This is a genomic window from Bradyrhizobium betae, assembly GCF_008932115.1.
Classification (GTDB): Bacteria; Pseudomonadota; Alphaproteobacteria; order Rhizobiales; family Xanthobacteraceae; genus Bradyrhizobium; species Bradyrhizobium betae.
The window spans coordinates 4384565-4408922 of record NZ_CP044543.1 but is presented as its reverse complement, the minus strand read 5'-3'; the positions used below and the strand labels follow the sequence as shown (position 1 = coordinate 4408922).

Sequence of the window (24358 nt, the reverse complement as noted above, 5' to 3'; positions counted from 1 at the left end):
CAAATTGGCCTTCATACCTGACGCCAAGAGGCGTATGATCAAGACATGACCAAGTTGCCCGATCAGGCTCTAGAAATCGCACGCAGCCTGCCCTCGGACGCGCAGGACGACATTGCACGGATCGTGCTGCAGCTCGCTGGCGCGAATGCAACCTCGGCCGTCATCCTATCGGATGACGAGAGGTCGGCAATTGCCGCATCTAGAGCGTTTCACGTTTTTATTGAAGCGTAACCGGCGTTAGCAAAGTAGTTGGCGCATTCACGTGGTTGGATGTCCTGGACGAGGTGACCGATGTGGCGCCAAGTATCCTCGATGGTGCGCTTCTGAGCCTGTCGCATCCAGTGTTTGATCTTGGAGAAGGCCTGTTCGATCGGGTTGAGGTCGGGCGAGTATGGCGGCAGGTACCAGAGCCTGGCGCCAGCGGCCTTGATCATCTGTCTGACAACTTTCGACTTGTGGCTTCCGAGATTGTCGAGAATGACGATGTCGCCTTCGCGCAGCGTTGGCAGGAGGACATGCTTCACATAAGCGCAGAAGCATTCGCCGTTGATCGGCCCGTCGAAGACGCAGGGTGCCGTGAGTTGGTCATGGCGGAGCGCGCCGAGGAATGTGAGGGTACGCCAGTGCCCGTGCGGGGCGAAGCCGCGCAGGCGGGCCCCTTTGGGCCCCCAGCCCCGCAAGGGGGCCATGTTGGTCTTGATCCAGGTCTCGTCGATGAAGACCAGCCGGCCAGCATCAAGTCCGGCCTGCCAGGATCGCCAACGCTGGCGTCTATGAGAGACGTCGGCGCGCGCCTGTTCGAGGGCGAACAGTGTTTTTTTTGAACCGCAGCCCTTCTCGGCGCAGGAACAGCCAGACTGCGTTGTGCGAGACCTTGACCCCGCGGGATGCCAGCTCCGCCTTCAGACCATGCAGCGTCAGGTGCGGCGTCTGAGTGATCCGCTCGACGATGAAGGCGCGGTGCGAATCAAGCACGGGCTTGCGGTGACCGCCCATCTTGCCAGGCGCTACCGAGCCGGTCGTTCGATAACGCTGTGACCACTTCACAACTGAAGAGACCGCAACTCCAAACCGTTCCGCCACAGATCGGCAGCTCTCACCTTTGGTCACAGCGGAGACTGCGCGCTCACGCAAATCGTTGGAAATTGGTCGGACCATCGGATGCTGGCCTCCAGCCCAGCCAGCATCTTGAATCATATTCGCCCCTGATCCGGAATCTCTTCCGATTCAATAAATCTGTGAACCGCTCTAGAGCCCCGCTCCGATTCCATCGGAGCGGGAAAGGCTCTAGAGAGGCGGCTGTGCGAGGTGAATTTGCGACCGAAGCTCAAGTCCAGGCGACTTGGGCCAAACACGGCCTGTGAATATCGCTACACACTTCCGGCGCTGGCCGATCTTGATTCTATTCTAACCTACATTTCAGCAACGTCTCCGCAGGGAGCGGAACGCGTCCAAAGGCGGATTCGGGACGTAATCGCTCTGCTGCTGGTCCAGCCCGAGATTGGTCTGCGGACCGACGATCCGGATATCCGGAGGTTGACCACAACTCCGCACCCGTTCCTCATCTTCTTCGAAATAGGCAACCAAGAGATCATCATCCACGCCATCCGCCACGGAGCTCGCGATCCTGGAGGCATGCCCTGCGCGCGCGACCCGGTCTAGTTCACACCCGCCATGAACGCCGCAAGCGCATCCCGGTCCGCCCCGGGCATGGTCAGGCCGAGCTTGGAGCGGCGCCACAGGATATCCTCGGGAAAGCGCGCCCATTCGCAGGCCATCAGATAGCGCACTTCGGCGCCGGTCAGCTCAGGCCCGAAGGCGGGGCCCAGCTCTTCGCGCGTCTTCGCCTCGCCGAGCACCACCAATAGCCGCGAGCCGTAGGCCGCGACCAGGCGCTGCGCCTCTGACTCCGACAGAAAACGCCAGCGGTCGCGGGCGAGATCGACTTCGGTGTCGAAACGGTCCCAGGCAAAATCGCCGCCGGGCAGCGCCGCACCGGCGGTCCAGCGCGGCGACATCGGATAGAACGGCGTCAACCGCGTCACGGCCCGTTCCGCGCGCAGGCGTGACGTCGTGACGTCGCCGCCGAACATCGTGATCAGCGGCGCCTTGCGCCGGCGCGCGTGGAACAGCGTGGTACCGTCGCGCCGGCGTGCGGACGCCAGCGTCAGGTTGACGCCGGAGACCGCGCGCACCACGTCGGTCGGTGCGACACGCTCGCGGAAATAGCGGCTGGCCGCGTCGCAGAGATAGCTGACGTCGGCCCCCGGCACCGCCACGATCGCGGGATCGCCGGTGAAATCATGCGTGACGGTCCCGATCAGCGTGAAGTCGCGCGCGAAGCTGGACGCGAAGATCAGCCGTCCATCGCTGTTCTGGAAGACGTAGACGTGGTCATGCTCGAACAGCCTGGGCACGACGATCTGGCTCATCTGCATGGCCGCCATTGCAGGCTGCGGCTGCCGCAGCACGGTCTGCGCGACCATCGAGGTCCAGCCGCCAGTGGCGTTGGCCAGCGCCCGCGCCGTGATCGTGTGGCGATGGCCGCGGTCGACCACCGCGAGCCGCCAGGTGTCGGTTCGATCGGCGCGCACACAGCGCGCCCCGGTCCGGATCACCGCGCCACGTTCGGCCGCGTCGAGCGCCGTGAGCACCACCAGACGGGAATCGTCGACGACGCAGTCCGAATATTCGAAAGCCGTTCCGAACGGACGTTTCAGCGCATTGCCGACCGGATGATGTGTGATGTCGAGGGTGGCCGTCACAGGCAGCCCGCTCCGGCTCGTCAGGCTGTCATAGACGAACAGACCGGCGCGCAGCAGCCAGGGCGGGCGTTCCTCGGAATGGGCGGGGATCACGAACCGCATCGGCCGCACCAGATGCGGCGCGATCCGGAGCCAGGTCCGGCGCTCGGCCAGCGCCCGGCGCACCCGCCGGAAACCGCGGCGCTCCAGCACGGACAGATCGCCATGGATCAGCCGCGGCGTCGCCGACGACGCGGCGCCGCCGAGATCGCCCTGCTCCAGCAGGATGACGCGCAGGCCGCGGCCAGCCGCATCGCGGGCGAGGCTGACACCGTTCAGACCGCCACCGATGATCGCGAGGTCGTAATCCGCCATGAAGCCGTCGAATGGGAGCGAAGCGCTCCATCATTAGCCGGTCTTGAGCGCAAGCTCCATCGTCTCGGCGCGGCCGACAAGGCCGGCATATTTCCCGATCGGCAGCGGCTTGCCGAGCAGGTAGCCCTGCACGCCGTCGCAGCCCTCCCGGGCGAGGAAGGTAAGCTGGTCAACCGTCTCGACACCCTCCGCGACGATCGACATGTCGAGGCCGTGGCCGAGATCGATCACGGCGCGCACGATCGCGGCCGATTGCGGATTGCGGCCGAGATTGATGATGAAGGCGCGGTCGATCTTGATCTTGTCGAACGGGAACGCCTGGAGATAGCTCAGCGAGGAATAGCCGCTGCCGAAATCGTCCATGGAGATCCGCACGCCGAGCGCCTTCAGCCGGCGCAGCAGTGCGAGGCCCCGGTCGAAATCCTCGATCAGCACGCCCTCGGTGATTTCGAGCTCGAGCCGGCCGGGCGAAAGCCCGGTCTCGAGCAGGATCGCATGCACCAGCCCGACCACGTCGCCGTGCATGAACTGCGCCGGCGACAGATTGACCGCGACCTGGAGCGGTTTCGGCCAGGACGCCGCCTCGCGGCAGGCCTGGCGCAGGATCCACTCGCCCATCTCGACGATCAGGCCGCTCTCCTCGGCGATCGGGATGAAGTCGGCCGGTGAGACCTGGCCGCGCACCGGATGCTGCCAGCGCGCCAGCGCCTCGAAGCCGATGATGTCGCTCTCGGCGACACTGTGGCGCGCGATGCCCTGCGGCTGGAAGGCCAGCGAGAGCTCGCCGTTCTTGATCGCGTTCGACAGGTCCTGATGCAGCACGCGGCGGTCGCGGATCTGCTGGTCCATCTCCGGCTGGTAGAGGCTGATCGTGCCGCGCGACTTCTGCTTGGCGCGGAACAGCGCCGCACCGGCATTGGCGAGCAGCGAGGCGCCGTCGGCGCCATTGTGCGGGAAGATCGACATGCCGGTGGTGACGCCGGCGCGAACCGCCCGGCCGTCGATCTGGAATTCCTGGGTGACGGCCTCGCCGACATGCTGAGCCAGCGCAAGGCCCGCTTCCGGCTGCTTGCCGTCAATGATGAGCCCGAACTCGTCGCCGGACAGGCGCGCCACCAGGCCGCCGCGCGCGACGTTCTGGAGACGCTGGGCGACCTCGATCAGCAGCTTGTCGCCGAGCGCATGGCCGAACACGTCGTTGACTTCCTTGAGGCCGTCGAGGTCGATCGAGAGGACCGCGAATTCCTCGCCGGTGCCCTCGCAAGCCTCGATCATCTGGTTCAGCGCCTGCAGGAACGCCGCGCGGTTCGGCAGGTCGGTGAGGCCGTCATGATAGGCCATGTGCGCCATGCGCGACTCGGTCTGCCGGCGGTCGGTGACGTCCTCGTGGGTCTTGATCAGATATTGCGGCTCGCCGGCATCATCGAGCACGGTGGCGCGGCGAGTGAGGAACAGGCGCAGCCCGGCCTTGGTCGAGATCGGATGCTCCTCGGAGATCATCCCGCGCTTCTTGATCGCGGCTTCGTCGCGCGCGATGATCAGCTTGGCTTCCTTGGCATTGAAGATGTCGGAGGCGGTCAGGCCGGTCGCCTCCTCGCGCCTTCGGTTGAGGATCGTCTCCGCGCTGCGGTTGGCGAGCAGATAGCGGCCGTCCTTGACCTGCTCCACGATCAGCGCCACCGGGATGTTGTCGACCACGAGCTCCAGGAATTTCTTCGTGCTCTCCAGCTCCTGTGACAGCGAACGGCGGTCGGTGATGTCCTCGAACACCGCGATCAGGAACTCGGGCTGGTTCGCCTCGTTGCGGGCAACGACGCGAACCGAGGACAGCATACGCTTGTCGGAACCGCGTTCGACATTGAATTCGTTGCGGAACTGGCCGTCCGACGATGCCAGCGCGGCGCGGTCCGCCGCCTCGATGCTCTTCGCCGTCGCGGGACGGAAGATCTCGTCGGCGCGATTGCCGATGATGCGATCGCGCGACAGGCGCGAGAAGCGCTCGAAGGCGCGATTGGCGAAGATATAGCGGCCGTCCTCGATACTCTTCGCGGCGACGCAGACCGGGACGTTGTCGAGCACCGATTCCAGGAACTGCTTGGTCGAGGCGAGTTGCCGCGACAGCCTGCGCTCCTCGCTGACGTCGAGATGGGTCGCGACCGAGCCGCCGTTCGGCAGCACGAAATATTTCACCAGGATGGCGTGGCCATTCGGCAGCTCGGTGATCAGGCCGTTGGGGCTTGCCGCCTTCTCGTAGAAATCCTCGTCGGAGACGCCGAGAACGCCGCGCTTGCGCCGCAACTCGAGGATGTCGTGGCCGGACATGCCGGTCCACAGATCCGAGCGCGACAGGCCGTAGATCTCGAGATAGCGGTCGTTGCAGAACATGATGCGCCGCTGCGCATCCGTCATCACCACGCCCTGGTTGAGATTGTTCATGGCCGAGGAGATGAACGCGCTGCGGCGCAGTTGCGACCGCCTGGTCCGGCGCAGCGAGGAATGGATCCACAGCGCGATCGCGGCCAGCAGCGCGCAGACGACGATGCCGCCGATCAGGGCTTCCCAGATCACGTTGGGATCGAGCTTGTCGAAAGAGCTCGGCGCGGCCAGGCTGTCCGATAGCGCAAAGGCACGCGCAGGCGCGACCGCGCCGGCCAGGCACATGACGGCCTGCACAGCAATCAGTAGCGTGCTGCCCACGTGCCAGTTCTTCTCAGCCATCAGCCACCCGCGATTTCAACGTCGGATTGTCTGGCCTCGCCGGTTTGGATCGGGTAAACGCCTGTACGTGCAACAGAAAAATGTGACGCGAAATACGGCAATTGCCCTGACATGATAAATGCTTCCTTAATGGAAAATCGCCGCACGGCCCGTTTCCCCGGCAACCCGATACGACCGGCCCCTCCAGCGAGCCTTCTGCACAATCATGGATAGGGTCGACTGCGTCGTCATCGGAGCCGGCGTGGTCGGGCTCGCGGTGGCTCGAAAGCTCGCCCAGGCCGGGCGCGAGGTGATCGTGCTCGAGGAGGCCGAGGCCATCGGCACCATCACCTCCTCGCGCAACAGCGAGGTGATTCATGCCGGCATCTACTACCGCGCCGGAAGCTGGATGGCGCGCATGTGCGTCGACGGCAAGCACGCGCTGTACCGCTACTGCGGCGAGCGCGGCATCCCGCACAGGAATTGCGGCAAGCTGATCGTCGCGACCAACCCGAAAGAGACCGAGAAGCTGCAATCGATCAAGGCGCATGCCGAGGCCAATGGGGTGCTCGACATGCAACTGCTCGCGGGCGAAGCTGCACGCGCGCTGGAGCCGGCGCTCGCCTGCGACGCAGCGCTGCTCTCGCCGTCGACCGGCATCATCGACAGCCATGCCTACATGCTCTCGCTGCGAGGCGAAGCCGAGGCCGCCGGCGCCGCCTTCGCGTTTCACACCCCGCTGATCCGCGCCAAGGCGGTTGGCGGCGTCATCGAGGTCGAGGCGGGCGGCGAAGCACCGATGACGCTGCAATGCGACCTGCTCGTCAATGCCGCCGGGCTCTCGGCAACGAACGTGGCGCGCCACATCGACGGCATGCCGATCGACCGGATTCCGCCGGCCTATCTCGCCAAGGGAAACTACTTCAGCTGCAACGCCAGGGCGCCGTTCTCGCGCCTGATCTATCCGGTGCCCGAGCCCGGCGGGCTCGGCGTGCATCTGACGCTGGACATGGCGGGACAGGCGCGTTTCGGCCCCGACGTCGAGTGGATCGAGACGATCGATTACGAGGTCGATCCATCACGCGCCGAGCGGTTCTATCCGGCGATCCGAAAATACTGGCCGACGCTGCCCCATGGCGCGCTGATGCCGAGCTATTCGGGCATTCGCCCGAAGATCGTGCCGCCGGCGGTGGCCACGCAGGATTTCCTGATGCAGGGCCCGCGCGATCATGGCGTCGAAGGCCTGGTCAACCTGTTCGGAATCGAATCGCCGGGACTGACGTCGTCGCTCGCGATCGCGGACCACGTCGCCGAGCTCGCGCAAATCTAAGCGCCGCGCAAACATCGTCGCGCTGCATATGCGCCCTGCAGCAGGGATGAGCGCAATAGCTCTCACCCCTGCCTGAAAGGGTACGGTCAAACTCTACGCTGTTATGGGGGGTTACTAGTGGAGCGTGTCGCCGGTGTGCCTCAGACGCTCGATCTGGTCCTTGACCATCAATTTTCGGCGCTTCAACTCAACAATTTGCAGGTCGTCTGTTGAAAGGTGCACGAGAGCTTCGTGCAATTCGTGTTCGAGAGTTTGGTGCTTCCGTTCCAATTCAACCAGATGTGCCTGAATTGTCATTCGAAACCTCCTCGGTAGGGGTGAACCTTGGATTCGATCCGGACGAGGAAGTGTACATCACCGATTCGTTCTGTCGATGGGTATCCGTTGTCGCAGTGTCATTTTTGAAAATTCATATGTAACGAAGCGTGAGTAAGGAACCGTGCGGGAAAAAATTCATGATATCAATACGGTTGTGTAGCGCCGCGGCGAATCGTTGAACTATCTTGCGAGAGATTGGTGAGCGACGGTCCGAGATCGCTTGCGATCACGGCGCGCAAGGACGATAATTTCCACAGGGCATCCACAGCCTTCATCTCACGCCATCGGTTTTTCGGCCACCGCAGACATGACCAATGAAGACGAGCGTGAGCTCGAAGCCGAGCTCACCCGGTTGCAGCAGGAACACCGAGATCTCGATGCGGCGATCGATGCACTGCATCAATCGCCTGCCCCCGACCTATTGCGGTTACAGCGGTTGAAGAAGCGCAAGCTGTTGTTGCGCGACCGTATCCAGTTCATCGAAGACCAGATCACGCCGGACATCATCGCCTGATCCACAGGCGATTTGCGCGGCAGCTCGCCGTACCAGGAATCCGCTTGACTCCAAAAGAACAAAATAGGAACATTTGAACAGATCAACGCCCCTAGGAAGCGCCAAGAAAACTCACAAGGACAACGCAGATGCCGGCAACCGCCCTTCTCGACAACAGCCATTATGAGCAGGCCTGCGATCAGGCGATCGCGATGTGCGACGGCAATCTGCGCAGCACCATCAAGGCGCTGATCATGGCCAACGAATATCTGGAGGCCGAGCTCGAGGAATTGCGGGCGGCGATTTCAGCCGGCTGCATTCCGGAGACCTCGCGCAGCAAGATGCGGAGCAGCGCCGCTTAAGTTTTGATACCGGGAGCAACGCCATGTCGGATGTGACCTACTACGTTGCAATGCCTTTCCTGATCGATGCCGACGGATCGCCTGTCGCGGGCGCTGCCGAGGAATGCCAGAGCTCGACGGCCGCGTTGCGGCGTGCCGAAATTTTGTCGCGCGGTGCGGGCCATATCGGCGCGGTCGCATTCAGCCGCAGCGGCGATCCCATGACCGGCGAATTCGGCGACGCCACGCTGCTGCGCAAATTCGGCAACGTGCCGGAAGACCTCGCGACACTGTAAAGTCAGCTGCTGACGAGCCTGATCCGCGGCTCGTGCCTCCGGTGCGCCTTGCGCACATACATGGCCGCATCCGCTTCTTCCAGCGCGCGGCCCGCATCGGAGTGCGCGCCCAATAGCGCGACACCGGCGGACGCGCCCGCGGTCACGTGCTGGCCGCGAAAGGTGAACGACAGATCGTCGATCGCCTGTTCGAAGATCGCGGCCTTCGCCTTGGCATCGGTCTCGCTGAGGTTCCACAGCAGCAGCGCGAACTCGTCGCCGCCGAGCCGGCCGACCACGTCGGAAGCGCGGATCTGCCGCGTCAGCGCGGCCGCGATCGCCTTGAGCACCTCATCCCCGGCAGCATGGCCAAAGGAATCGTTGATCGGCTTCAGCCGATCGACGTCGAGCACGATCAGGGCGCCGCTGGCGCGATAGCGCTTCATGTAGGCGATGGCGCGCCTCAGCTCGCGCTCGAAACCGCGCCGGTTCGGAATCTCCAGCAGGAAATCGGTGTCGGCCGCGGCTTCCAGTTCCGTGACTCGCCGCTGCGCCTCCTTGAGCTTGCTCCGCAAGCCGCGGATGGTCGCCTTGGTGTCGGCGGCCGCCGACGCCCCGCGCCGGGACGGCTTGGCCGGACGCTTCGCCGGAGGTTTGGCCAACCGTTCGGGAACGGCTTTGGATCGGCTGGCGCTGGTCTTCCGGCCCTTTTTGGCCTTCGCAGCGCTCGCCCTTGTAGGTTTCTTCATGGGCATCCTGCTCAATGAAGGCTTGCGGGGATTCACCAAGACAGGATAGTGCATTCCCTTCTCCTTGCCACCGCCTTGCGAGCCACCGGCCGGAACCTTTAATCTGGCCTATCTTTCTGTTTTCCGAGCACAATTGACGTCATGACCGCGCCGATCGCCATCATTATGGGAAGCCAGTCGGACTGGGAGACGATGCGGCACGCCGCCGACACGCTTGCAGCACTGGGCATTGCCGCCGAGACTCGCATCGTTTCGGCACACCGCACCCCCGACCGGCTGTTCGCCTTCGCCAAGGGCGCCAAGGCGGCAGGTTTCAAGGTCATCATCGCGGGCGCCGGCGGCGCTGCCCATTTGCCCGGCATGGCAGCGGCACTGACGGAACTGCCGGTGCTTGGCGTTCCCGTCGAATCCAGGACGCTCAAGGGTATCGATTCGCTCTATTCGATCGTGCAGATGCCCGCAGGCATCCCGGTCGGCACCCTCGCCATCGGCAAGGCAGGTGCGATCAACGCGGCGCTGCTTGCCGCGGCCGTGCTGGCGCTGTCCGACCCGGCGCTGTCCGACCGTCTTGCCGCCTGGCGAAAGGCGCAGACCGAGGCGGTTGCCGAGCGCCCGGAGGACAAGGCGTGACCGACAGCAAGCAGGTGAAGCTGAAGCCCGGCGACACCATCGGAATCCTTGGCGGCGGACAATTGGGGCGGATGCTGGCGATGGCCGCGGCGCGACTGGGCCTGCGCTGCCAGGTGTTCTCGCCCGATCCGGACTCCCCTGCCTTCGACGTCGTCCTGAACGCGACCTGCGCCGAATATGCCGACGTCGAGGCACTGGAATTGTTCGCCAACGACGTCGACGTCATCACCTACGAATTCGAGAACGTGCCGTCCGCCGCCGCGATGGTGCTGGATGCGCGCCGCCCGGTGCTGCCCAACCGCAAGATCCTCGAGACCACCCAGGACCGACTCGCCGAGAAGGATTTCGTGACGCGGCTCGGCATCGGCACCGCCGCCTATGCCGACGTTACGTCAGTCTCCTCGTTGCGCGAGGCGATCGTCAAGATCGGCCTCCCCGCCGTGCTGAAGACCCGCCGCTTCGGCTATGACGGCAAGGGCCAGGCCATCATTCGCGAGGGCGACGACATCGCCAAGGTCTGGACCAGCCTCGCCACCAAATCGGCGATCCTCGAAGCCTTCGTCCCGTACGAGCGCGAGATTTCCGTGATCGCCGCACGCTCGGCGTCGGGCCAGGTCGAGTGCTTCGACGTCACCGAGAACGAGCACCGCGACCACATTCTGAAAATCTCGCGCGCGCCCGCGCAGATTCCGGACACCCTCGCGGACGAAGCGCGCAGCATCGCCGGCAAGATCGCGAACGCGCTCGACTATGTCGGCGTGCTCGCCGTCGAGATGTTCGTGCTGGCGAATGGCACCGGGCCGAAGGTGCTGGTCAACGAGATCGCCCCGCGCGTGCACAATTCCGGACACTGGACGCTCGACGGCGCCTCGGTCTCGCAATTCGAGCAGCATATCCGCGCCATCGCCGGCTGGCCGCTCGGCAAGGCGGTACGTCACGGTGAGATCGTCACCATGACCAACCTGATCGGCGACGAGATCAACGACTACGAGAAGTGGCTGACGGTCCCTGGCGCGACCGTGCACATCTACGGCAAGGGCGCGCCGCGCCCCGGCCGCAAGATGGGCCACGTCACCGAAGTCAGGCCGACGAAGGGCAGGTGAAGGGACCGCGGCGCATGCCGCTACCCCGCCTGCGACTAAGCCGTCTTCACGCCTGCGACGACGCCCGCGGGCTCTTCGCTGAGCCAGCGATAGATCACCCCGCCCAGCGCGCCGCCGATCAGCGGCGCGATCCAGAACAGCCAGAGCTGCGACAGCGCCCAGCCGCCGACGAACAGAGCGGGACCCGTGCTGCGCGCCGGGTTCACCGATGTGTTGGTGACGGGAATGCTGACGAGATGGATCATCACCAGCGCGAGCCCGATCGCCAGTGGGGCAAAGCCCACGGGCGCGCGGCCGTGGGTTGAGCCCATGATGATGAACAGGAACATCATGGTCATCACCACCTCGGTGACGAAGCAGACGACCATGCTGTACTGGCCGGGCGAATGCATATCGTAGCCATTCGACGCAAAACCCTTGGTGACGTCGAAGCCGGGCGCACCGCTTGCGATCACATAGAGCAGCTCGGCGGCGACGATGGCGCCACAGACCTGCGCGATCACGTAAGGCAGGATCTGCCCTGTCGGAAAGCGCCCGCCGGCGGCGAGCCCAACGGTGACAGCCGGGTTGAGATGGCAGCCCGAAATGTGTCCGATCGCATAGGCCATGGTGACGACGCTCAAGCCGAACGCCAGGGACACACCGGCGAGGCCGATCCCGACCTGCGGAAAGCCGGCCGCGATCACCGCGCTGCCGCAGCCTGCGAATGTGAGCCAGAATGTGCCGATGGCCTCGGCAGCATATTTCTTCATATCCATGTGGCGTCTCCCCTGATTTTCTGGTTGCCGGCGCACGGCGTCCGGGAACAGCCCGTCCTTGGCGCCAAACCACCCAGATCGGGGCTGCACAGGCGTATTTTCACCCCATTTAGTGGCTGAACTTGGCCCGAAATCGCGCTTGGCCGGTGGACATCAGGGGTTTTGTCTGATACATCCGCGCCCTCAAGGTTAAGGGCTTGCGCTTTTTGCCATCCCCTTTGTCTTACCAGAATTCAAAACCGATCCACTGAAGAGGATGCCGCGTGCAGGTTCTCGTTCGCGATAACAATGTCGACCAAGCCCTCAAGGCGCTGAAGAAGAAGATGCAGCGCGAGGGTATTTTCCGCGAGATGAAGCTCCGCGGTCACTACGAGAAGCCCTCCGAGAAGAAGGCCCGCGAAAAGGCCGAAGCCGTGCGCCGCGCGCGCAAGCTGGCCCGCAAGAAGCTGCAGCGTGAAGGCCTGCTGCCGATGAAGCCGAAGCCGGTGTTCGGCGCTGGCCCCGGCGGTGATCGTGGCGGTCGCGGTGGCCCCGGTGCAGGCGCTGGTGCTGGTCCGCGCGGACCGCGCTGATCCTGCCGGAATTGCAAGGCTGAGTTTTCCAGGATTCTAGTTTCCAATGACGCGGGCCCCGGGCCCGCGTTATTATTTTGTAGCGGTGCCTTTCTGGGACGGGGCACTACAGATGCGGCACCAACGCGCGAGCGAACCGTAGATGGTCTCCCCTTTCCCCAAGCGCGGCCTGGCGCGGCACCGCCGGATCTGGCGCCAGCCGCTGACGCTGACCCTGATGGGGATCGCGCTGTGCGGCTGCTCCTTCGACCTGGGATCACTGATGCCGGAGAAGGAAAAGCCGCAGGAAGCGCCCAAGGCGGCTGCCGCCCCGGAGAGTGCCGTCAGTGCCGGCAATGTCACCGAGGCCCAGGCTCACACCGCAAAGGGCCAGACCCTGGCGAAGGCGGGGGAGACGGCCAGCGCGCTCGACGAGTTCAACCGTGCCGTCGCGCTCGATCCCTATAACGCGCAGGCGCTCTATGGCCGCGCCCTGATCTATCAGGGCAACAACGAGCACAACTTCGCCATCGCCGATTTCAGCGCCGCAAACGGCCTCAATCCGCAAAAGGTCGAGCCGCTGCTCGGCCGCGCCACCAGCTATCTCGCGATCGGCAAGGTCAAGGAAGCGGCGGCCGATCTCGATGAGGCCTCCGAGGCCGATCCGCACAATGCCCAGGTCTGGACCACACGGGGACAGGCCTATGAACGGCTGGGCGACAAGGCCAAGGCGTCGGCGTCCTACAACAAGGCGGTCGCCCTGCGTCCACGTGACGATGCCGCCCGCAGCGGCCTAGCCCGCGTCGGCGGCTGACAGCGCGGCGGGTACCGCTTTTAATCGGGGGTGGAGCTCTTCGGCAGCACCGAGTGGAACATCGACTTCATGCCCGACAGCATGTCGTCCGCGACATTGGTCTTCTTCGGCCGCGGCATGGTGGCGCCGGCATCGGCACGCAGATCGAGCGGCGGCGCGATCACCGGGACCGGGATATCGGCCGGCGGCGTCATCCGGTTCGGATCGTCGTTGCCGACCGAGGCGGTATAGGACGGACCACCATTGCCATATGATTCAGGTGCGGGCGTCGACACCGTGATCGGCGGCGGCAGCGGGCGCACCGCGGACGGCTCCACCGTGACGATCCTCGGGGCCTCGGGCGTGCGCGCGGCTTCCCGGACGGCAGGCTCCTGGGCCCTCTCGGCCGGCTTGGTCTCGAAAGACTTGTTCTCGAAAGACTTGGTCTCGGTGGATTTGGCCTCAGCGGCCTTGGCTTCTGCGGCCTTGGCTTCAGGCGATTTGCGCAGACGCTCGATGGCGGCGCGGGCGAGATCGTTGGCGTCAGGGGTCGCAGCCGGGGATGCGGCGGCCGGCGCCGAATTGGCTTCGACCACCGGAGCTGTTGCCGGGGTCGACTTGGCGGCTGCCTTCTCACGCGCCGCCGGGCGGCCATGCGAGGCGGTGTCGGCGGGAGCAACGTCCGCAGCCTTGGAGTCCGAAGCCTTGGTCTCGGACTTGTCCGCGGGCTTCTCGGCCGCAGCCTTGTCCGTCACGGTCTTCTCGGAGACACCCTTGGCCTTGACGCCGTGTGCGGGAAGGTTGGCGGTGTCCGTGGGCTTGCCGTCGGTGCCGCTCTGAGCAGGCGCCACCACGGCCGCAGGGACATCCGCCGCCGGCTTGGCGTTGATGTAGTGATTGACGATGTACGCCCCGATGATCGTTGCGAGCACCGAGGGTAAAATATCCATCGAGATTTTAGCGAGGTATTTCAGCATTTCTCGGCCACTCCCCGCGCGATCAGATGCGGGAACTTTGGGGCATTGTAAGGGATCAACTGCGACGGATCGATGGCAAAGGTAACGCTTGCCTTACGGCTTCAGCTCGATCTCAAGGAACACGATCTCGGTTGAGGTTTCGTTAAGTACGTCATGTTGGACGCCGGCTTTGCGGAAATAGGATTTTCCGGCCGAAAGCTGCGCCTTGGACCGCTCGCCACCCGGCGCCACGATGGTCATTTCACCGGCGACGACGGGTACGATCACATAGTCCATCCCGTGGGTGTGATGCCCGGTCGCGCTGCCGGGGGCGAGCCGCCATTCGGTCACCCGGACCTCTTCGTTATCGACCTGGACCTCGGACTTGGCGGCAAGCATTGGAAATTCTCCCGGGTAATCGCTTCAGGGCACGAAAACCATGAACACGTAGACGGCAAATACCACCATATGGACCAGCCCGAACAGGACATTGGTCCTGCCCGTGCCGAAGGTCAGCATGCTCAGCAAGAATGTCAGGAACAATAGAGCCGTATTCTGGGGATTGAGGCCCAGCACGAGCGGCTGATCGAGCACATAGGTGGCGAGGCCGACCGCCGGAATGGTCAGGCCGATGGTTGCGAGCGAGGACCCCAGCGCGAGGTTGATGCTCTTCTGGAGGTCATTCTTGCGCGCCGCCGCAATCGCCGAGACGCCTTCCGGCATCAGGATCAGGAGGGCGACGAGGAGGCCCGCGAACGCCGGCGGAGCGCCGATTCGGACGGCGACGGCGTCCACCACCAGCGAGAACTTCTTGGCGAGGAGGACGACCGCCAGCAGCGAGATCAGCAGCAGCACGATGCTGAGCGCCAGCATCCTGCCCGACAGATGGGCCTCCCCGCCCTCGCCGTCCGCTCTCTCGTGAACGAAGTAGTCCTTGTGCAGGACGATCTGCGTGTAGAGAAACACGCCGTAGAGCACGATCGTCGCGAGGTCGACGAAGCCGAGCTGGAGCGTCGAATAGATCGGGCCCGGCGTGGTCAGCGTATAGTTGGGCATGATCAGCGTGATGGTCGCGAGCGCGATCAGCACGCTGAGATAGACGTTGGCCCCCGAGACCTGAAAACCCTGCTCGCCGTACCGCAGGCCGCCGATGAAGACACAGAGGCCGACGAGACCGTTGCAGACGATCATCACGACCGCGAACACGGTGTCGCGCGCAAGCTCCGGCGCCGGCTTGTCGCCCAGCATGATCGTGGTGATCAGCGCGACCTCGATGATCGTCACCGCCAGCGTGAGCAGCAGCGTGCCGTAGGGCTCGCCGATGCGCTCGGCGATCACCTCGGAATGGTGAACGGCCGCGAACACGGTGCCGAACAGGATGACCAGCAGGACGATCGCGAACAGGGCTCCGCCGGCCGTCAGGGTAAAGCCGTAACCGGTCGCGGTCACGATCAGGAACAGCAGCACCGCCAAAGCGGGGAAGATCCATGACGACCGCGGCATCGGTCCGTGTGCGCTCATGCGGGCGATTCCTTCGAAATGCGCAAACGACTATGCGCGAGAAGATCGCACCCGTCAGCCCTTTGCTGCCGTTGACGGGTTCCCGCGCCGTCCCGCCGTCCGCGCCCCCGCGTTACATCGCCTTGACGATGTTCTCGGTGACCTTCTTGGCGTCGCCGAGCAACATCATGGTGTTGTCGCGGTAGAACAGCGGATTGTCGATGCCGGCATAGCCGGAGGCCAGCGAGCGCTTGATGAACATCACCGTGCCGGCCTTCCAGACCTGGAGCACCGGCATGCCGTAGATCGGTGAGGTCTTGTCCTCTTCGGCCGCCGGGTTGGTGACGTCGTTGGCGCCGATCACGAAGGCGATGTCGGCCTGCGCGAACTCCGAGTTGATGTCCTCGAGCTCGAACACCTCGTCGTAGGGCACGTTGGCTTCGGCGAGCAGCACGTTCATGTGGCCGGGCATGCGGCCGGCGACCGGGTGAATGGCGTACTTCACCTCGACGCCTTCCTTCTTCAGGATGTCGCCCATTTCACGCAGCGCGTGCTGGGCCTGCGCCACCGCCATGCCGTAACCGGGCACGATGATGACCTTCTGCGCGTTCTTCATGATGAAGGCCGCGTCGTCGGCCGAGCCGAGCTTGGCCGGCTTCTGCTCACCACTGCCACCGCCGGCCGCGGCGGTCTCGCCGCCGAAGCCGCCGAGGATGACCGAGATGAAGGACCGGTTCATCGCGTGGCACATGATGTAGGACAGGATCGCGCCCGACGAGCCGACCAGCGCGCCGGTGATGATCAGCGCGGAGTTGCCGAGCGTGAAGCCGATGCCGGCCGCGGCCCAGCCGGAGTAGGAGTTCAGCATCGAGATCACGACCGGCATGTCGGCGCCGCCGATCGGGATGATCATGAGCACGCCGAGCGCCAGCGCGATGATGACGATCAGCCAGAAGTCGAGCGCGCTGCCCGACATCACCAGCCCGACGATGAAGACGACGAGCAGAACGGCGAGCACGATATTGATGATGTGGCGGAACGGCAGGATGATCGGCGAGCCGCTCATGCGCGCGGACAATTTCAGGAACGCGATCACCGAGCCGGTGAAGGTCAGCGCGCCGATGGCGACGCCGAGAGACATCTCGACCAGGCTCTGCGGATGGATGTTGCCGGGGGTGCCGATGTCGAAGGCTTCGGGCGCGTAGAACGCGCCGGCGGCGACCAGCACCGCGGCCATGCCGACCAGCGAGTGGAAGGCGGCGACCAGTTCGGGCATCGAGGTCATCGGCACGCGGCGGGCGATCACCGCGCCGACGCCACCGCCGATGGCGATACCGAGGATGACGAGGATCCAGGCCAGGCCGTCCGCCGGCGGATGGCTGGCGAGCGTGGTGGCGACCGCGATCCCCATGCCGACCATGCCGAACAAATTGCCCTGGCGCGACGACGCCGGGCTCGACAGCCCGCGCAGCGACAGGATGAACAGCACCCCCGCCACGAGATACAAGAATGCAGAGAGATTGGCGTTCATCTCAGGTCCCCATTGATCCCTTCAGCCCGAGGTGGCCGCTCACTTCGACTTCTTCTTGTACATCGCCAGCATGCGCTGGGTGACAAGGAAGCCGCCGAAGATGTTCACGCAGGCGAAGATGAGCGCGATGAAGCCGAAGCCGCGTGCCCAGCCCGAGCCGCTCGAAATCATGCCGACGCCAACCGCGAGCAGCGCACCGACCACGATCACCGAGGAGATCGCATTGGTCACGCTCATCAGCGGCGTATGCAACGCAGGGGTCACCGACCACACCACGAAATAGCCGACGAAGACGGCGAGGACGAAGATCGACAGCCTGAAAACGAAGGGGTCGACGAGCTGTGCAGCATGCTCCATGGCGGCTCTCCTTAAGCTTTCGGCTGGAAGTTCGGATGGATCACGGCGCCGTCCCTGGTCAGCGCAGTCGCCTTCACGAGCTCGTCGTCCCAGTTCACGGCGAGAGCCTTGCTGCCCTTGTCGACCATGGTCTCGATGAAATTGAACAGGTTGCGCGCGTACAGGCTGGATGCGGAGGCTGCCACCCGGCCGGCGACATTGGTGTAGCCGACGATCTTGATACCATCGATCTCGGCGACCTCGCCCGGCCTTGCACCCTCGACATTGCCGCCGCGCTCGACGGCGAGATCGACCAGTACCGAGCCGGGCTTCATCGACTTGACCATCTCGGCCGAGACGAGCCTCGGCGCCGGCCGGCCGGGAATGAGCGCAGTGGTGATGACGATGTCCTGCTTCTTGATGTGCTCGGCGGTGAGCGCGGCCTGCTTGGCCTGGTATTCCCTAGACATTTCCTTGGCGTAACCGCCGGCGGTCTGCGCGTTCTTGAATTCCTCGTCCTCGACGGCAAGGAACTTTGCACCGAGCGATTCCACCTGCTCCTTGGTCGCGGGCCGGACGTCGGTCGCGGTGACGACGGCGCCGAGACGGCGCGCGGTCGCGATCGCCTGGAGGCCGGCGACGCCGACGCCCATCACGAACACCTTGGCGGCGGGCACGGTGCCTGCCGCCGTCATCATCATCGGGAAAGCGCGGCCAAAGGCCTCGGCGCCCTCGATCACGGCGCGGTAGCCGGCAAGGTTCGCCTGCGAGGACAACACGTCCATCACCTGCGCACGCGTGATGCGCGGCATCAATTCCATCGCGAAGGCGGAGACGCCGGCATCGGCGATCGTCTTCAGCGCGGCCTCGTTACCGTAGGGATCCATGATGGCGATGACGAGCGCGCCGCGCTTGTACTGCGCGAGTTCGGAGGCCTCGGGGCGCTTCACCTTGATGACGATGTCTGCGTCCTTCAACGCATCGGCGCTGACGGTGGCGCCCGCTGCGGTGAACTCGGAATCCGGCAGGCCCGATTTGAGACCGGCGCCCGGCTCGACGGCGATCTCGGCGCCCAGCGCCTTGAATTTCTTCACCGTATCAGGCGAAGCGGCGACGCGCGGCTCCGACGGATCGATTTCCTTGGCAACGGCGATCTTCATAGGCCCTCCGGCGACGCGGGCAAAAACGCGCACGCGAACTTAGCGTTACTCCCGCAACGTTGGATACCGGTTTTGGAACCGGCTTGTATGCAAATTTTATGAGCACCGACGACGCTGGCGGTGCAGCAGGCGATGGATCAGGTCAGGAAGATCGCCATCAGGATCACGATGAGCGCGACCGAGGCGGTGCCGTACTTCACCAGCCTGATGAAGCCCTCGTAAGTCTGCTCGTGGGCAACGTAGTCGTTGCCGTCGGCGGTGGTGTAGGCCACTTCGCTATGGTCAGCCATTGATTGTCCCCAGTCGAAAGTCGAATTCCAAGGTGGCAATACCGCAAAGCTTCAGGCAGGGCAACGGCAGGCAGGCGCGGTTTTCCCGCAAATCAGCTCATTTGGAATCCAGATTGTCGCGGATCCAGCGCGTCAGGCTCTGCTCGCTGACCTCGCCTGCGGGGGCCCTTAAGCCCGTTCAACAAATGTTTTACGGCCGCCCTACCCCAGATCCAGCACAGCGCACGTGCCCGCCATGATTGTCGGCCGCTCGACGACCGGCCATCCCAGCGCGCGGCGGACCGCGTCGATCGCGGGCTCGCCCGCCTCGGTGAAGCGGGCGGTCCGCGGACTGATGCCGCAGCCGACCGCCACCGGATTATCGCCAGACAGGAAGCCGTGCGCCATGTGGAAGCCCAGCGCGCGGTAGACCTCGAACTGCTCTTCCGAAAAGAACTGGTCCCCCGTGGTTTCGTGCGGGAAGCGGTCGTTTCGCCGCGCATAGTCCCGGATGTAGTCGTTCTCGTCGCCGTTGAGCGACGATTTGACGTATACGAGATAGCCTTGGTCATCCCCCCATAGTCGATGGTGCCGATGGCGACGTGAACGCGAGCTCGGGCGGCCTCGTCATGCTCGTCGGCCGCGCCGGGATCACCCGCCTTGTCGGCATTGCGCGCCATCAGCGCGCGCGTGGACTCGCGAATTGGCGTCCACGGCAGATCGATCCGGACGCCGAGATCGATCCGGGCGTATCGCTGCAGCCGCATCAGGGAGCCGAAGTTCATCGGCGCGTCGGCTTCCGCATCGACCGCGATGATCACCTTGCAGCGGCGGCGGAGCAGCTCGTAGACGCCGAGATTCTCGATATGACCGCCATCCGTCAGGTAGACGCTGTCGCTGTTCTCGTACAGGCGCCCCGATATCTCGGACCAGAAGTAAAGCGGCGTGGAGCGGCGCTGCGGCCGCACGCGATCGTCGACGTAACGTGGATTCTTCAGCCAATAGCCGAGCCGAACGTTGAGAAGCGCGAGCGTCGGCGTCAGCGCCTTGATCGAGCTCGAGCCCATGTTCGCCGAGGCCGCCGCTCCGGAAATCGCCATCGCGGTTGCGAGGTCCAGGCTTTGCTCATCGTCCTGCACCAATCCGGTGGGCGCATAGCCCGTCGCCTCGCTGCCGACATTCAGGGCGGAGAATACGAAGAAATCCGCATTGCGGCCGCGCCGGTTGGCAAAGTCCGAGCCTTGAATATTCAGTGCCGTATTGATGAGCTGATAGGGCGCGTGCAGCCTGGGCGCAGCTGATTGCCCCGGAATGCGGTCCCCCTCGACCGGAGCCGCGTAGAGATCGGTCAGCTTCATGCGATCGAGCGTTCTGAAATCGCGCCCTTGATCGAGGCTGGCTTCGGCGCGCGCGATACCGCCGTCCGCCGAGCGCGTCGGATCGAACAGGAAAGCCTTGCTCAGCCGATCGCGATAGAGCCGATGCAGCGAGTTCGCATTCGGCGTCAGGCAAAACGAGACGGCGAACAGAACGACCCCGGCAAACGTGTACAGGATCACCATCGGAAGACTGAACGAATAGGAGAGTTCTGAAGCTGTCCCCCGGAACAGGCCGGGAAGCTGCACCTGAACCACATGCCCTGCTTTCTGCGCCAGGAACAGCAGCCAGGCGGGAGCATGCCAGGTGGGCGTCAACCGCTCGCTATCCGCCACGACCGGCGGCGCAGCCTTCGGCGTGATCTCGGCCGACAGGATTCCCTTGCTGGCATCGAACTGGATCTTGCCGGCCAGGCTGCCGGACGGCGTGTTCGATTTGGCGTTGGCCAGGCACTCTCTTTGCGAAACGGCGCCCAGCGCAGACGGGCACCGCTCGAACAGGTCGTTGGAGATGCCCCAATACGACAGATAGAGGTATGCGACCCAGATGACGAGCGGAAGCGCGAGGCCCGCGATCCACAGGGCGACCCTGGCGACGACCGCAAGCAACAGTGAACCCCATTGCGAGGATGCGCTGTTGCCCTTCAACAATTCCACGAATTGCTGCCTGAATGCGGTGACGAAGACACCGATCGGCGCGGCCACCGCCGCGAGCGACTTGATCCAGGTGATCGCGACTGCGGCGGCCGGTCCGCCGATCGCGCTGCTCTCGGCGACGTCGAACATTTGCCCCAGCATGAAGGGCTGAAACTCGAAGAAGGCGATGACGGCCAGCAGCACGAGGAAGGTCGCGCCCATGCTCGGCCAGTGCGAACGGAACTCCTGTCGCTTTCCGGGACTTGCGAACGACTGCTTGAGAGCCCATCCGAAAAACAGGACGACTCCGATGATTGCGATCGAAAGTGTCAGCGCAAAGTGCTGAACCTTGAGAAAGCGCGCGAAGTCGCACGCAACGCCCAGCAACAGCGTGATCCCGGCAATGTAGGCGAAGACGACGCTGGGGCCGTTGCCGCGAATGGAGCGCGAGGTGAAATAGGCGAGCCCGCTGCAAAGCAGCATCACGAAGGCGATCGCCAGGCCGAATGTGCTGAAGCCGTAACGGTCGATGACGCTGAAATCATGCAGCTCGCATAATGTGTGATTGTCGAGGCTGACACCGAAGATGTTCGCAACCGTCAGGCAACTTCGCAACGGCGTGGACCAGATCGTGACGGCGGCAAGCAGCAGCACGATCGGCAACGTCAGCCCGATATTGGCGACCAGTCCACGCACGACGATCGCAACTCCGGTCAGGAGATCGCGGGCGCCGGCCGGAATCAGATAATTGGAATAGTTGCGGAGATGTCCGACCGAAGGCGTGTCGCTGATCTCGGCGGCCGTAGCGGTCCCGCCGACCGGCCTTTCGCCGAATACGAATCGCTGCGCCTTTGTCATGGTGGCGCAGAGAGAGGTGCCGATATAGCCGCCGCCCGACACCGTGGAGAGATAATCGATCCGCCCGATCAGATCGTGGTGGTTCAACGCCTGCAGCACGCCGAGGCAGACGGCCGACGAGCGAATGCCGCCCCCGGACAATGCGAGCCCGGTGACGTCGAGCAACTGGCAGGCTTCAAGGCTGTCGATATCGAGGCGTCGGTCAGGCTCCCGCCGCGTGTTGATCGCAGCGATTTCATCGCGAACGATCTGATGGTGCTTTTCGCACCAGGGCGTTTCCTCGTCGACCGCGGCAGCGTTCTTTGACGCCGGAACCGGCGCGGCAGATCCCTGATCGAGCATGGGTGCCTCCCCAGGCGGAAATCGATCAATCGACAATCAAAAGTTGAAAATGACTTTCGCAATATCTCTTGGGTTAGTCTTGGGCGCGCCGCGAACGTTCAATCTCACGTCGCAAAATCACGGGCTACCCACCGGGGGCCCTAAGCGCGCACGGATGGAACTCGCATCGGCACCGCAAAAAACTCGCGGCGCCGCAGGCTCGCGACATCAAATCGCAACTATGACCAGCAAGGAACTCGCGCCCGCCTCAGCCCATCGCTTCCAGCTCGTCGATCATCCCGGCGATGACGCTCAGGCCGCCGTCCCAGAATTTGGGATCCTTGGCATCGAGACCGAACGGCCGCAGCAGTTCGGAATAGTGCTTGGTGCCGCCGGCCGCGAGCATGTCGAGGTAGCGCTCGGCAAAGCCTTCGGCGGCGTTCTCGTAAACGGCGTACAGCGAGTTCACGAGACAATCGCCGAAGGCATAGGCGTAGACGTAGAAGGGCGAATGGATGAAGTGCGGGATGTACATCCAGTAGTTCTCGTAACCCGCCTTGATCTCGATCGCCGGCCCGAGGCTCTCGCCCTGCACCGAGAGCCAGATCTCGCCGAGCCGCGTCGCGGTCAGTTCGCCGTTCTTGCGCTCGGTGTGGACCGCGCGCTCGAAGGAATAGAACGCGATCTGCCGCACCACGGTGTTGATCATGTCCTCGACCTTGCCGGCGAGCAGCGCCTGGCGCTGCCTGGCGCTCTTGGTCTGCGCCAGCAGCCGCCGGAAGGTCAGCATTTCGCCGAACACGCTCGCGGTCTCGGCCAGCGTCAGCGGCGTCGGCGCCATCAGCGCGCCGTTCTTCGCCGCCAGCACCTGATGCACGCCATGGCCGAGCTCGTGCGCGAGCGTCATCACGTCGCGCGGCTTGCCCTGGTAGTTCATCAGCACGTAAGGGTGCGCCGACGGCGTGGTCGGATGCGAGAACGCGCCCGGCGCCTTGCCGGGACGCACCGGCGCGTCGATCCAGCGGTCGGTGAAGAAGCGCTCGGCGATATCGGCCATTTGGGGCGAGAAGCCGCGATAGGCGGTCAGCACCATGTTCCGCGCGTCCGGCCAGCCGATGGTGTCGGTCGCCGCAAAGGGCAGCGGCGCGTTACGGTCCCAATAGGCCAGCCGCTTCTTGCCGAACCACTTCGCCTTCAGCGCGTAGTAGCGATGCGACAGCTTCGGATAGGCCGCGCGTACGGAGGCGACCAGCGCATCCACCACCTCGCGCTCGACGCGGTTGTTCAGATGGCGGGAGTCCGCGACGTCCTTGAACCCGCGCCAGCGGTCGGAGATGTCCTTGTCCTTGGCCAGCGTGTTGGTGATCAGCGCGAAGGTGCGCTCATTGGCCTTGAAGGTCTTTGCCAGCGCCTCGGCCGCAGCCTTGCGCTTGGCGCCGTCGCGGTCCGCCAGGAAATTCAGCGTCGGCTCGATCGCCAATTCCTTGGACCCGACCTTGAAGCGCAGGCCGGAGATGGTCTGGTCGAACAGCCGGTTGAAGGCGGAATAGCCGGTTTGCGACTTCTCGAGGAAGAGCTGCTCGAGCTTGTCGTCGAGCTGGTACGGCTTCTCCTTGCGCAGATCCTCGATCCACGGACGGTAATAAGCCAGCTCGGGGGCTTGCATCGCGCGGTTCAAGATATCGTCATCGACGCGGTTGAGCTCGAGCGCGAAGAACAGAAGATGAGTCGACGCCGCCGTCAGCCGCTCCGACACATCGCCGTAAAATTTTGAAATCTTGGGGTCAACGCTGTCGCCGGCATGAACGAGGCCGGCATAGGAACCGAGACGGCCGGCGAGATCGTCGATCGCCTCATAGCGCCGCACGGCTCCCGCGAGCCATTTTCCGCCATCTTCGTTTGCTGTCCCTGTCGCGAGCTTGCCCTTGTAGTCGGTCTCGAAGGCGACGCAATCGGCATCCATCTTTTCGAGATCGCGCACCACTTCCGGCGCGTCGATCCCGGAATAGAGATCGGCGAGATTCCACTCCGGAAGCTTGCCGGTCTTGCTCACAGGCTTTGCGGACTTGGAGGACTTTGCCTTGGCGGCAGATTTCTTGACGGCAGACGTCTTGGCGGCTGGCTTGCGAAGAGCGGGCTTCTTGAGGGCAGACTTCTTGAGGGCAGACTTGTTGAGGGCAGACTTGGAGCGCGAATTCATTGTGTGGGAAACCTGTGTTCAACAATCGCGACGGCGGACGGGGGCATCAAGGTTTAAG

The 24358-nt window shown here is 64.1% G+C and carries 25 protein-coding genes; 10 read left to right on the top strand and 15 right to left on the bottom strand.

What is annotated here, in order from left to right; all coding sequences use genetic code 11:
* Positions 1-45: 45 nt before the first annotated feature.
* On the top strand, positions 46-231 hold the full coding sequence (locus F8237_RS20970) for a hypothetical protein (RefSeq protein WP_151647527.1): 186 nt from the start codon (positions 46-48) through the stop codon (positions 229-231).
* Here the strand turns inward: F8237_RS20970 and F8237_RS20965 are convergent.
* Positions 210-1158, bottom strand: a protein-coding gene (locus F8237_RS20965) for an IS630 family transposase (RefSeq protein WP_151650542.1) whose coding sequence is annotated in 2 segments (ribosomal slippage) — positions 210-821 and positions 823-1158 — 948 coding nt in all. Because the reading frame shifts where the segments join, the coding sequence is not laid out codon by codon here. The genes F8237_RS20970 and F8237_RS20965 overlap by 22 nt on opposite strands.
* A gap of 150 nt (positions 1159-1308) precedes the next feature.
* On the opposite strand from F8237_RS20965, the gene F8237_RS20960 reads away from it, so the two are divergent.
* On the top strand, positions 1309-1662 hold the full coding sequence (locus F8237_RS20960) for a type II toxin-antitoxin system RelE/ParE family toxin (protein WP_244625937.1): 354 nt from the start codon (positions 1309-1311) through the stop codon (positions 1660-1662).
* Here the strand turns inward: F8237_RS20960 and F8237_RS20955 are convergent.
* Positions 1659-3119 (bottom strand): glycerol-3-phosphate dehydrogenase, encoded by a 1461-nt coding sequence (locus F8237_RS20955; RefSeq protein ID WP_151647523.1) that lies wholly within the window; start codon positions 3117-3119, stop codon positions 1659-1661. The genes F8237_RS20960 and F8237_RS20955 overlap by 4 nt on opposite strands.
* A 33-nt stretch (positions 3120-3152) precedes the next feature.
* A complete protein-coding gene (locus F8237_RS20950) occupies positions 3153-5837 on the bottom strand; it encodes a sensor domain-containing protein (RefSeq protein WP_151647521.1) in 2685 nt (894 codons plus the stop codon).
* A gap of 205 nt (positions 5838-6042) precedes the next feature.
* Here F8237_RS20950 and F8237_RS20945 point away from each other — a divergent pair, with 205 nt between their 5' ends.
* Positions 6043-7146: an NAD(P)/FAD-dependent oxidoreductase gene (locus tag F8237_RS20945; protein ID WP_151647519.1), complete on the top strand. Its 1104-nt coding sequence runs from the start codon at positions 6043-6045 to the stop codon at positions 7144-7146.
* Positions 7147-7260: 114 nt separating this feature from the next.
* Here F8237_RS20945 and F8237_RS20940 read toward each other — a convergent pair whose 3' ends face one another.
* Positions 7261-7443 (bottom strand): YdcH family protein, encoded by a 183-nt coding sequence (locus F8237_RS20940; protein WP_151647517.1) that lies wholly within the window; start codon positions 7441-7443, stop codon positions 7261-7263.
* A gap of 328 nt (positions 7444-7771) precedes the next feature.
* Between F8237_RS20940 and F8237_RS20930 the strand changes: the two genes are divergently transcribed.
* From F8237_RS20930 to F8237_RS20920, 3 genes are all read left to right on the top strand, one after another.
* Entirely contained in the window at positions 7772-7978 is a 207-nt protein-coding gene (locus tag F8237_RS20930; protein ID WP_014439834.1) for a YdcH family protein, read from the top strand.
* A gap of 128 nt (positions 7979-8106) precedes the next feature.
* Positions 8107-8319: a hypothetical protein gene (locus F8237_RS20925; RefSeq protein ID WP_151647515.1), complete on the top strand. Its 213-nt coding sequence runs from the start codon at positions 8107-8109 to the stop codon at positions 8317-8319.
* A gap of 23 nt (positions 8320-8342) precedes the next feature.
* Positions 8343-8594 carry a hypothetical protein gene (locus F8237_RS20920; RefSeq protein ID WP_151647513.1) on the top strand — a complete coding sequence of 84 codons (252 nt, stop codon included), beginning with the start codon at positions 8343-8345 and terminating at the stop codon, positions 8592-8594.
* 2 nt (positions 8595-8596) lie between these two features.
* Here F8237_RS20920 and F8237_RS20915 read toward each other — a convergent pair whose 3' ends face one another.
* A complete protein-coding gene (locus F8237_RS20915; RefSeq protein WP_162006149.1) occupies positions 8597-9322 on the bottom strand; it encodes a GGDEF domain-containing protein in 726 nt (241 codons plus the stop codon).
* 141 nt (positions 9323-9463) lie between these two features.
* Here F8237_RS20915 and purE point away from each other — a divergent pair, with 141 nt between their 5' ends.
* Positions 9464-9952 carry a 5-(carboxyamino)imidazole ribonucleotide mutase gene (gene purE, locus F8237_RS20910; RefSeq protein ID WP_151647509.1) on the top strand — a complete coding sequence of 163 codons (489 nt, stop codon included), beginning with the start codon at positions 9464-9466 and terminating at the stop codon, positions 9950-9952.
* The gene (locus F8237_RS20905; protein WP_151647507.1) at positions 9949-11055 is read left to right on the top strand and encodes a 5-(carboxyamino)imidazole ribonucleotide synthase; all 1107 of its coding nucleotides are present in this window, start codon (positions 9949-9951) and stop codon (positions 11053-11055) included. The genes purE and F8237_RS20905 overlap by 4 nt, the downstream gene beginning before the upstream one ends.
* Before the next feature lie 35 nt (positions 11056-11090).
* Here F8237_RS20905 and aqpZ read toward each other — a convergent pair whose 3' ends face one another.
* Entirely contained in the window at positions 11091-11813 is a 723-nt protein-coding gene (gene aqpZ / locus F8237_RS20900; protein WP_151647505.1) for an aquaporin Z, read from the bottom strand.
* Positions 11814-12076: 263 nt separating this feature from the next.
* On the opposite strand from aqpZ, the gene rpsU reads away from it, so the two are divergent.
* Both rpsU and F8237_RS20890 read left to right on the top strand, forming a co-directional pair.
* Positions 12077-12385: a 30S ribosomal protein S21 gene (rpsU, locus tag F8237_RS20895; protein WP_014439827.1), complete on the top strand. Its 309-nt coding sequence runs from the start codon at positions 12077-12079 to the stop codon at positions 12383-12385.
* A 142-nt stretch (positions 12386-12527) separates the two neighbouring features.
* On the top strand, positions 12528-13178 hold the full coding sequence (locus tag F8237_RS20890; protein WP_151647503.1) for a tetratricopeptide repeat protein: 651 nt from the start codon (positions 12528-12530) through the stop codon (positions 13176-13178).
* Between the two features lie 20 nt (positions 13179-13198).
* Here the strand turns inward: F8237_RS20890 and F8237_RS20885 are convergent, their stop codons facing one another.
* The 9 genes from F8237_RS20885 to F8237_RS20845 all read right to left on the bottom strand — a co-directional run bounded on the left by F8237_RS20885 (position 13199) and on the right by F8237_RS20845 (position 24300).
* Positions 13199-14134, bottom strand: coding sequence for a hypothetical protein (locus F8237_RS20885; RefSeq protein WP_151647501.1), 936 nt, complete (start codon positions 14132-14134; stop codon positions 13199-13201).
* A 93-nt stretch (positions 14135-14227) separates the two neighbouring features.
* A complete protein-coding gene (locus tag F8237_RS20880) occupies positions 14228-14512 on the bottom strand; it encodes a cupin domain-containing protein (RefSeq protein ID WP_143841740.1) in 285 nt (94 codons plus the stop codon).
* 24 nt (positions 14513-14536) lie between these two features.
* A complete protein-coding gene (locus tag F8237_RS20875; protein ID WP_151647499.1) occupies positions 14537-15634 on the bottom strand; it encodes a calcium:cation antiporter in 1098 nt (365 codons plus the stop codon).
* Positions 15635-15746: 112 nt separating this feature from the next.
* Positions 15747-17144, bottom strand: coding sequence for an NAD(P)(+) transhydrogenase (Re/Si-specific) subunit beta (locus F8237_RS20870; protein WP_151647498.1), 1398 nt, complete (start codon positions 17142-17144; stop codon positions 15747-15749).
* Between the two features lie 39 nt (positions 17145-17183).
* A complete protein-coding gene (locus F8237_RS20865; protein ID WP_151647496.1) occupies positions 17184-17501 on the bottom strand; it encodes a proton-translocating transhydrogenase family protein in 318 nt (105 codons plus the stop codon).
* 11 nt (positions 17502-17512) lie between these two features.
* Positions 17513-18640, bottom strand: a complete 1128-nt coding sequence (locus tag F8237_RS20860; RefSeq protein ID WP_151647494.1) for a Re/Si-specific NAD(P)(+) transhydrogenase subunit alpha — start codon at positions 18638-18640, stop codon at positions 17513-17515.
* A 137-nt stretch (positions 18641-18777) separates the two neighbouring features.
* Positions 18778-18930 (bottom strand): aa3-type cytochrome c oxidase subunit IV, encoded by a 153-nt coding sequence (locus tag F8237_RS20855; RefSeq protein WP_151647492.1) that lies wholly within the window; start codon positions 18928-18930, stop codon positions 18778-18780.
* Positions 18931-19022: 92 nt separating this feature from the next.
* The gene (locus F8237_RS20850; RefSeq protein ID WP_420837969.1) at positions 19023-22121 is read right to left on the bottom strand and encodes a patatin-like phospholipase family protein; all 3099 of its coding nucleotides are present in this window, start codon (positions 22119-22121) and stop codon (positions 19023-19025) included.
* Between the two features lie 247 nt (positions 22122-22368).
* Positions 22369-24300 (bottom strand): M3 family oligoendopeptidase, encoded by a 1932-nt coding sequence (locus tag F8237_RS20845; protein ID WP_151647490.1) that lies wholly within the window; start codon positions 24298-24300, stop codon positions 22369-22371.
* Positions 24301-24358: the final 58 nt, after the last annotated feature.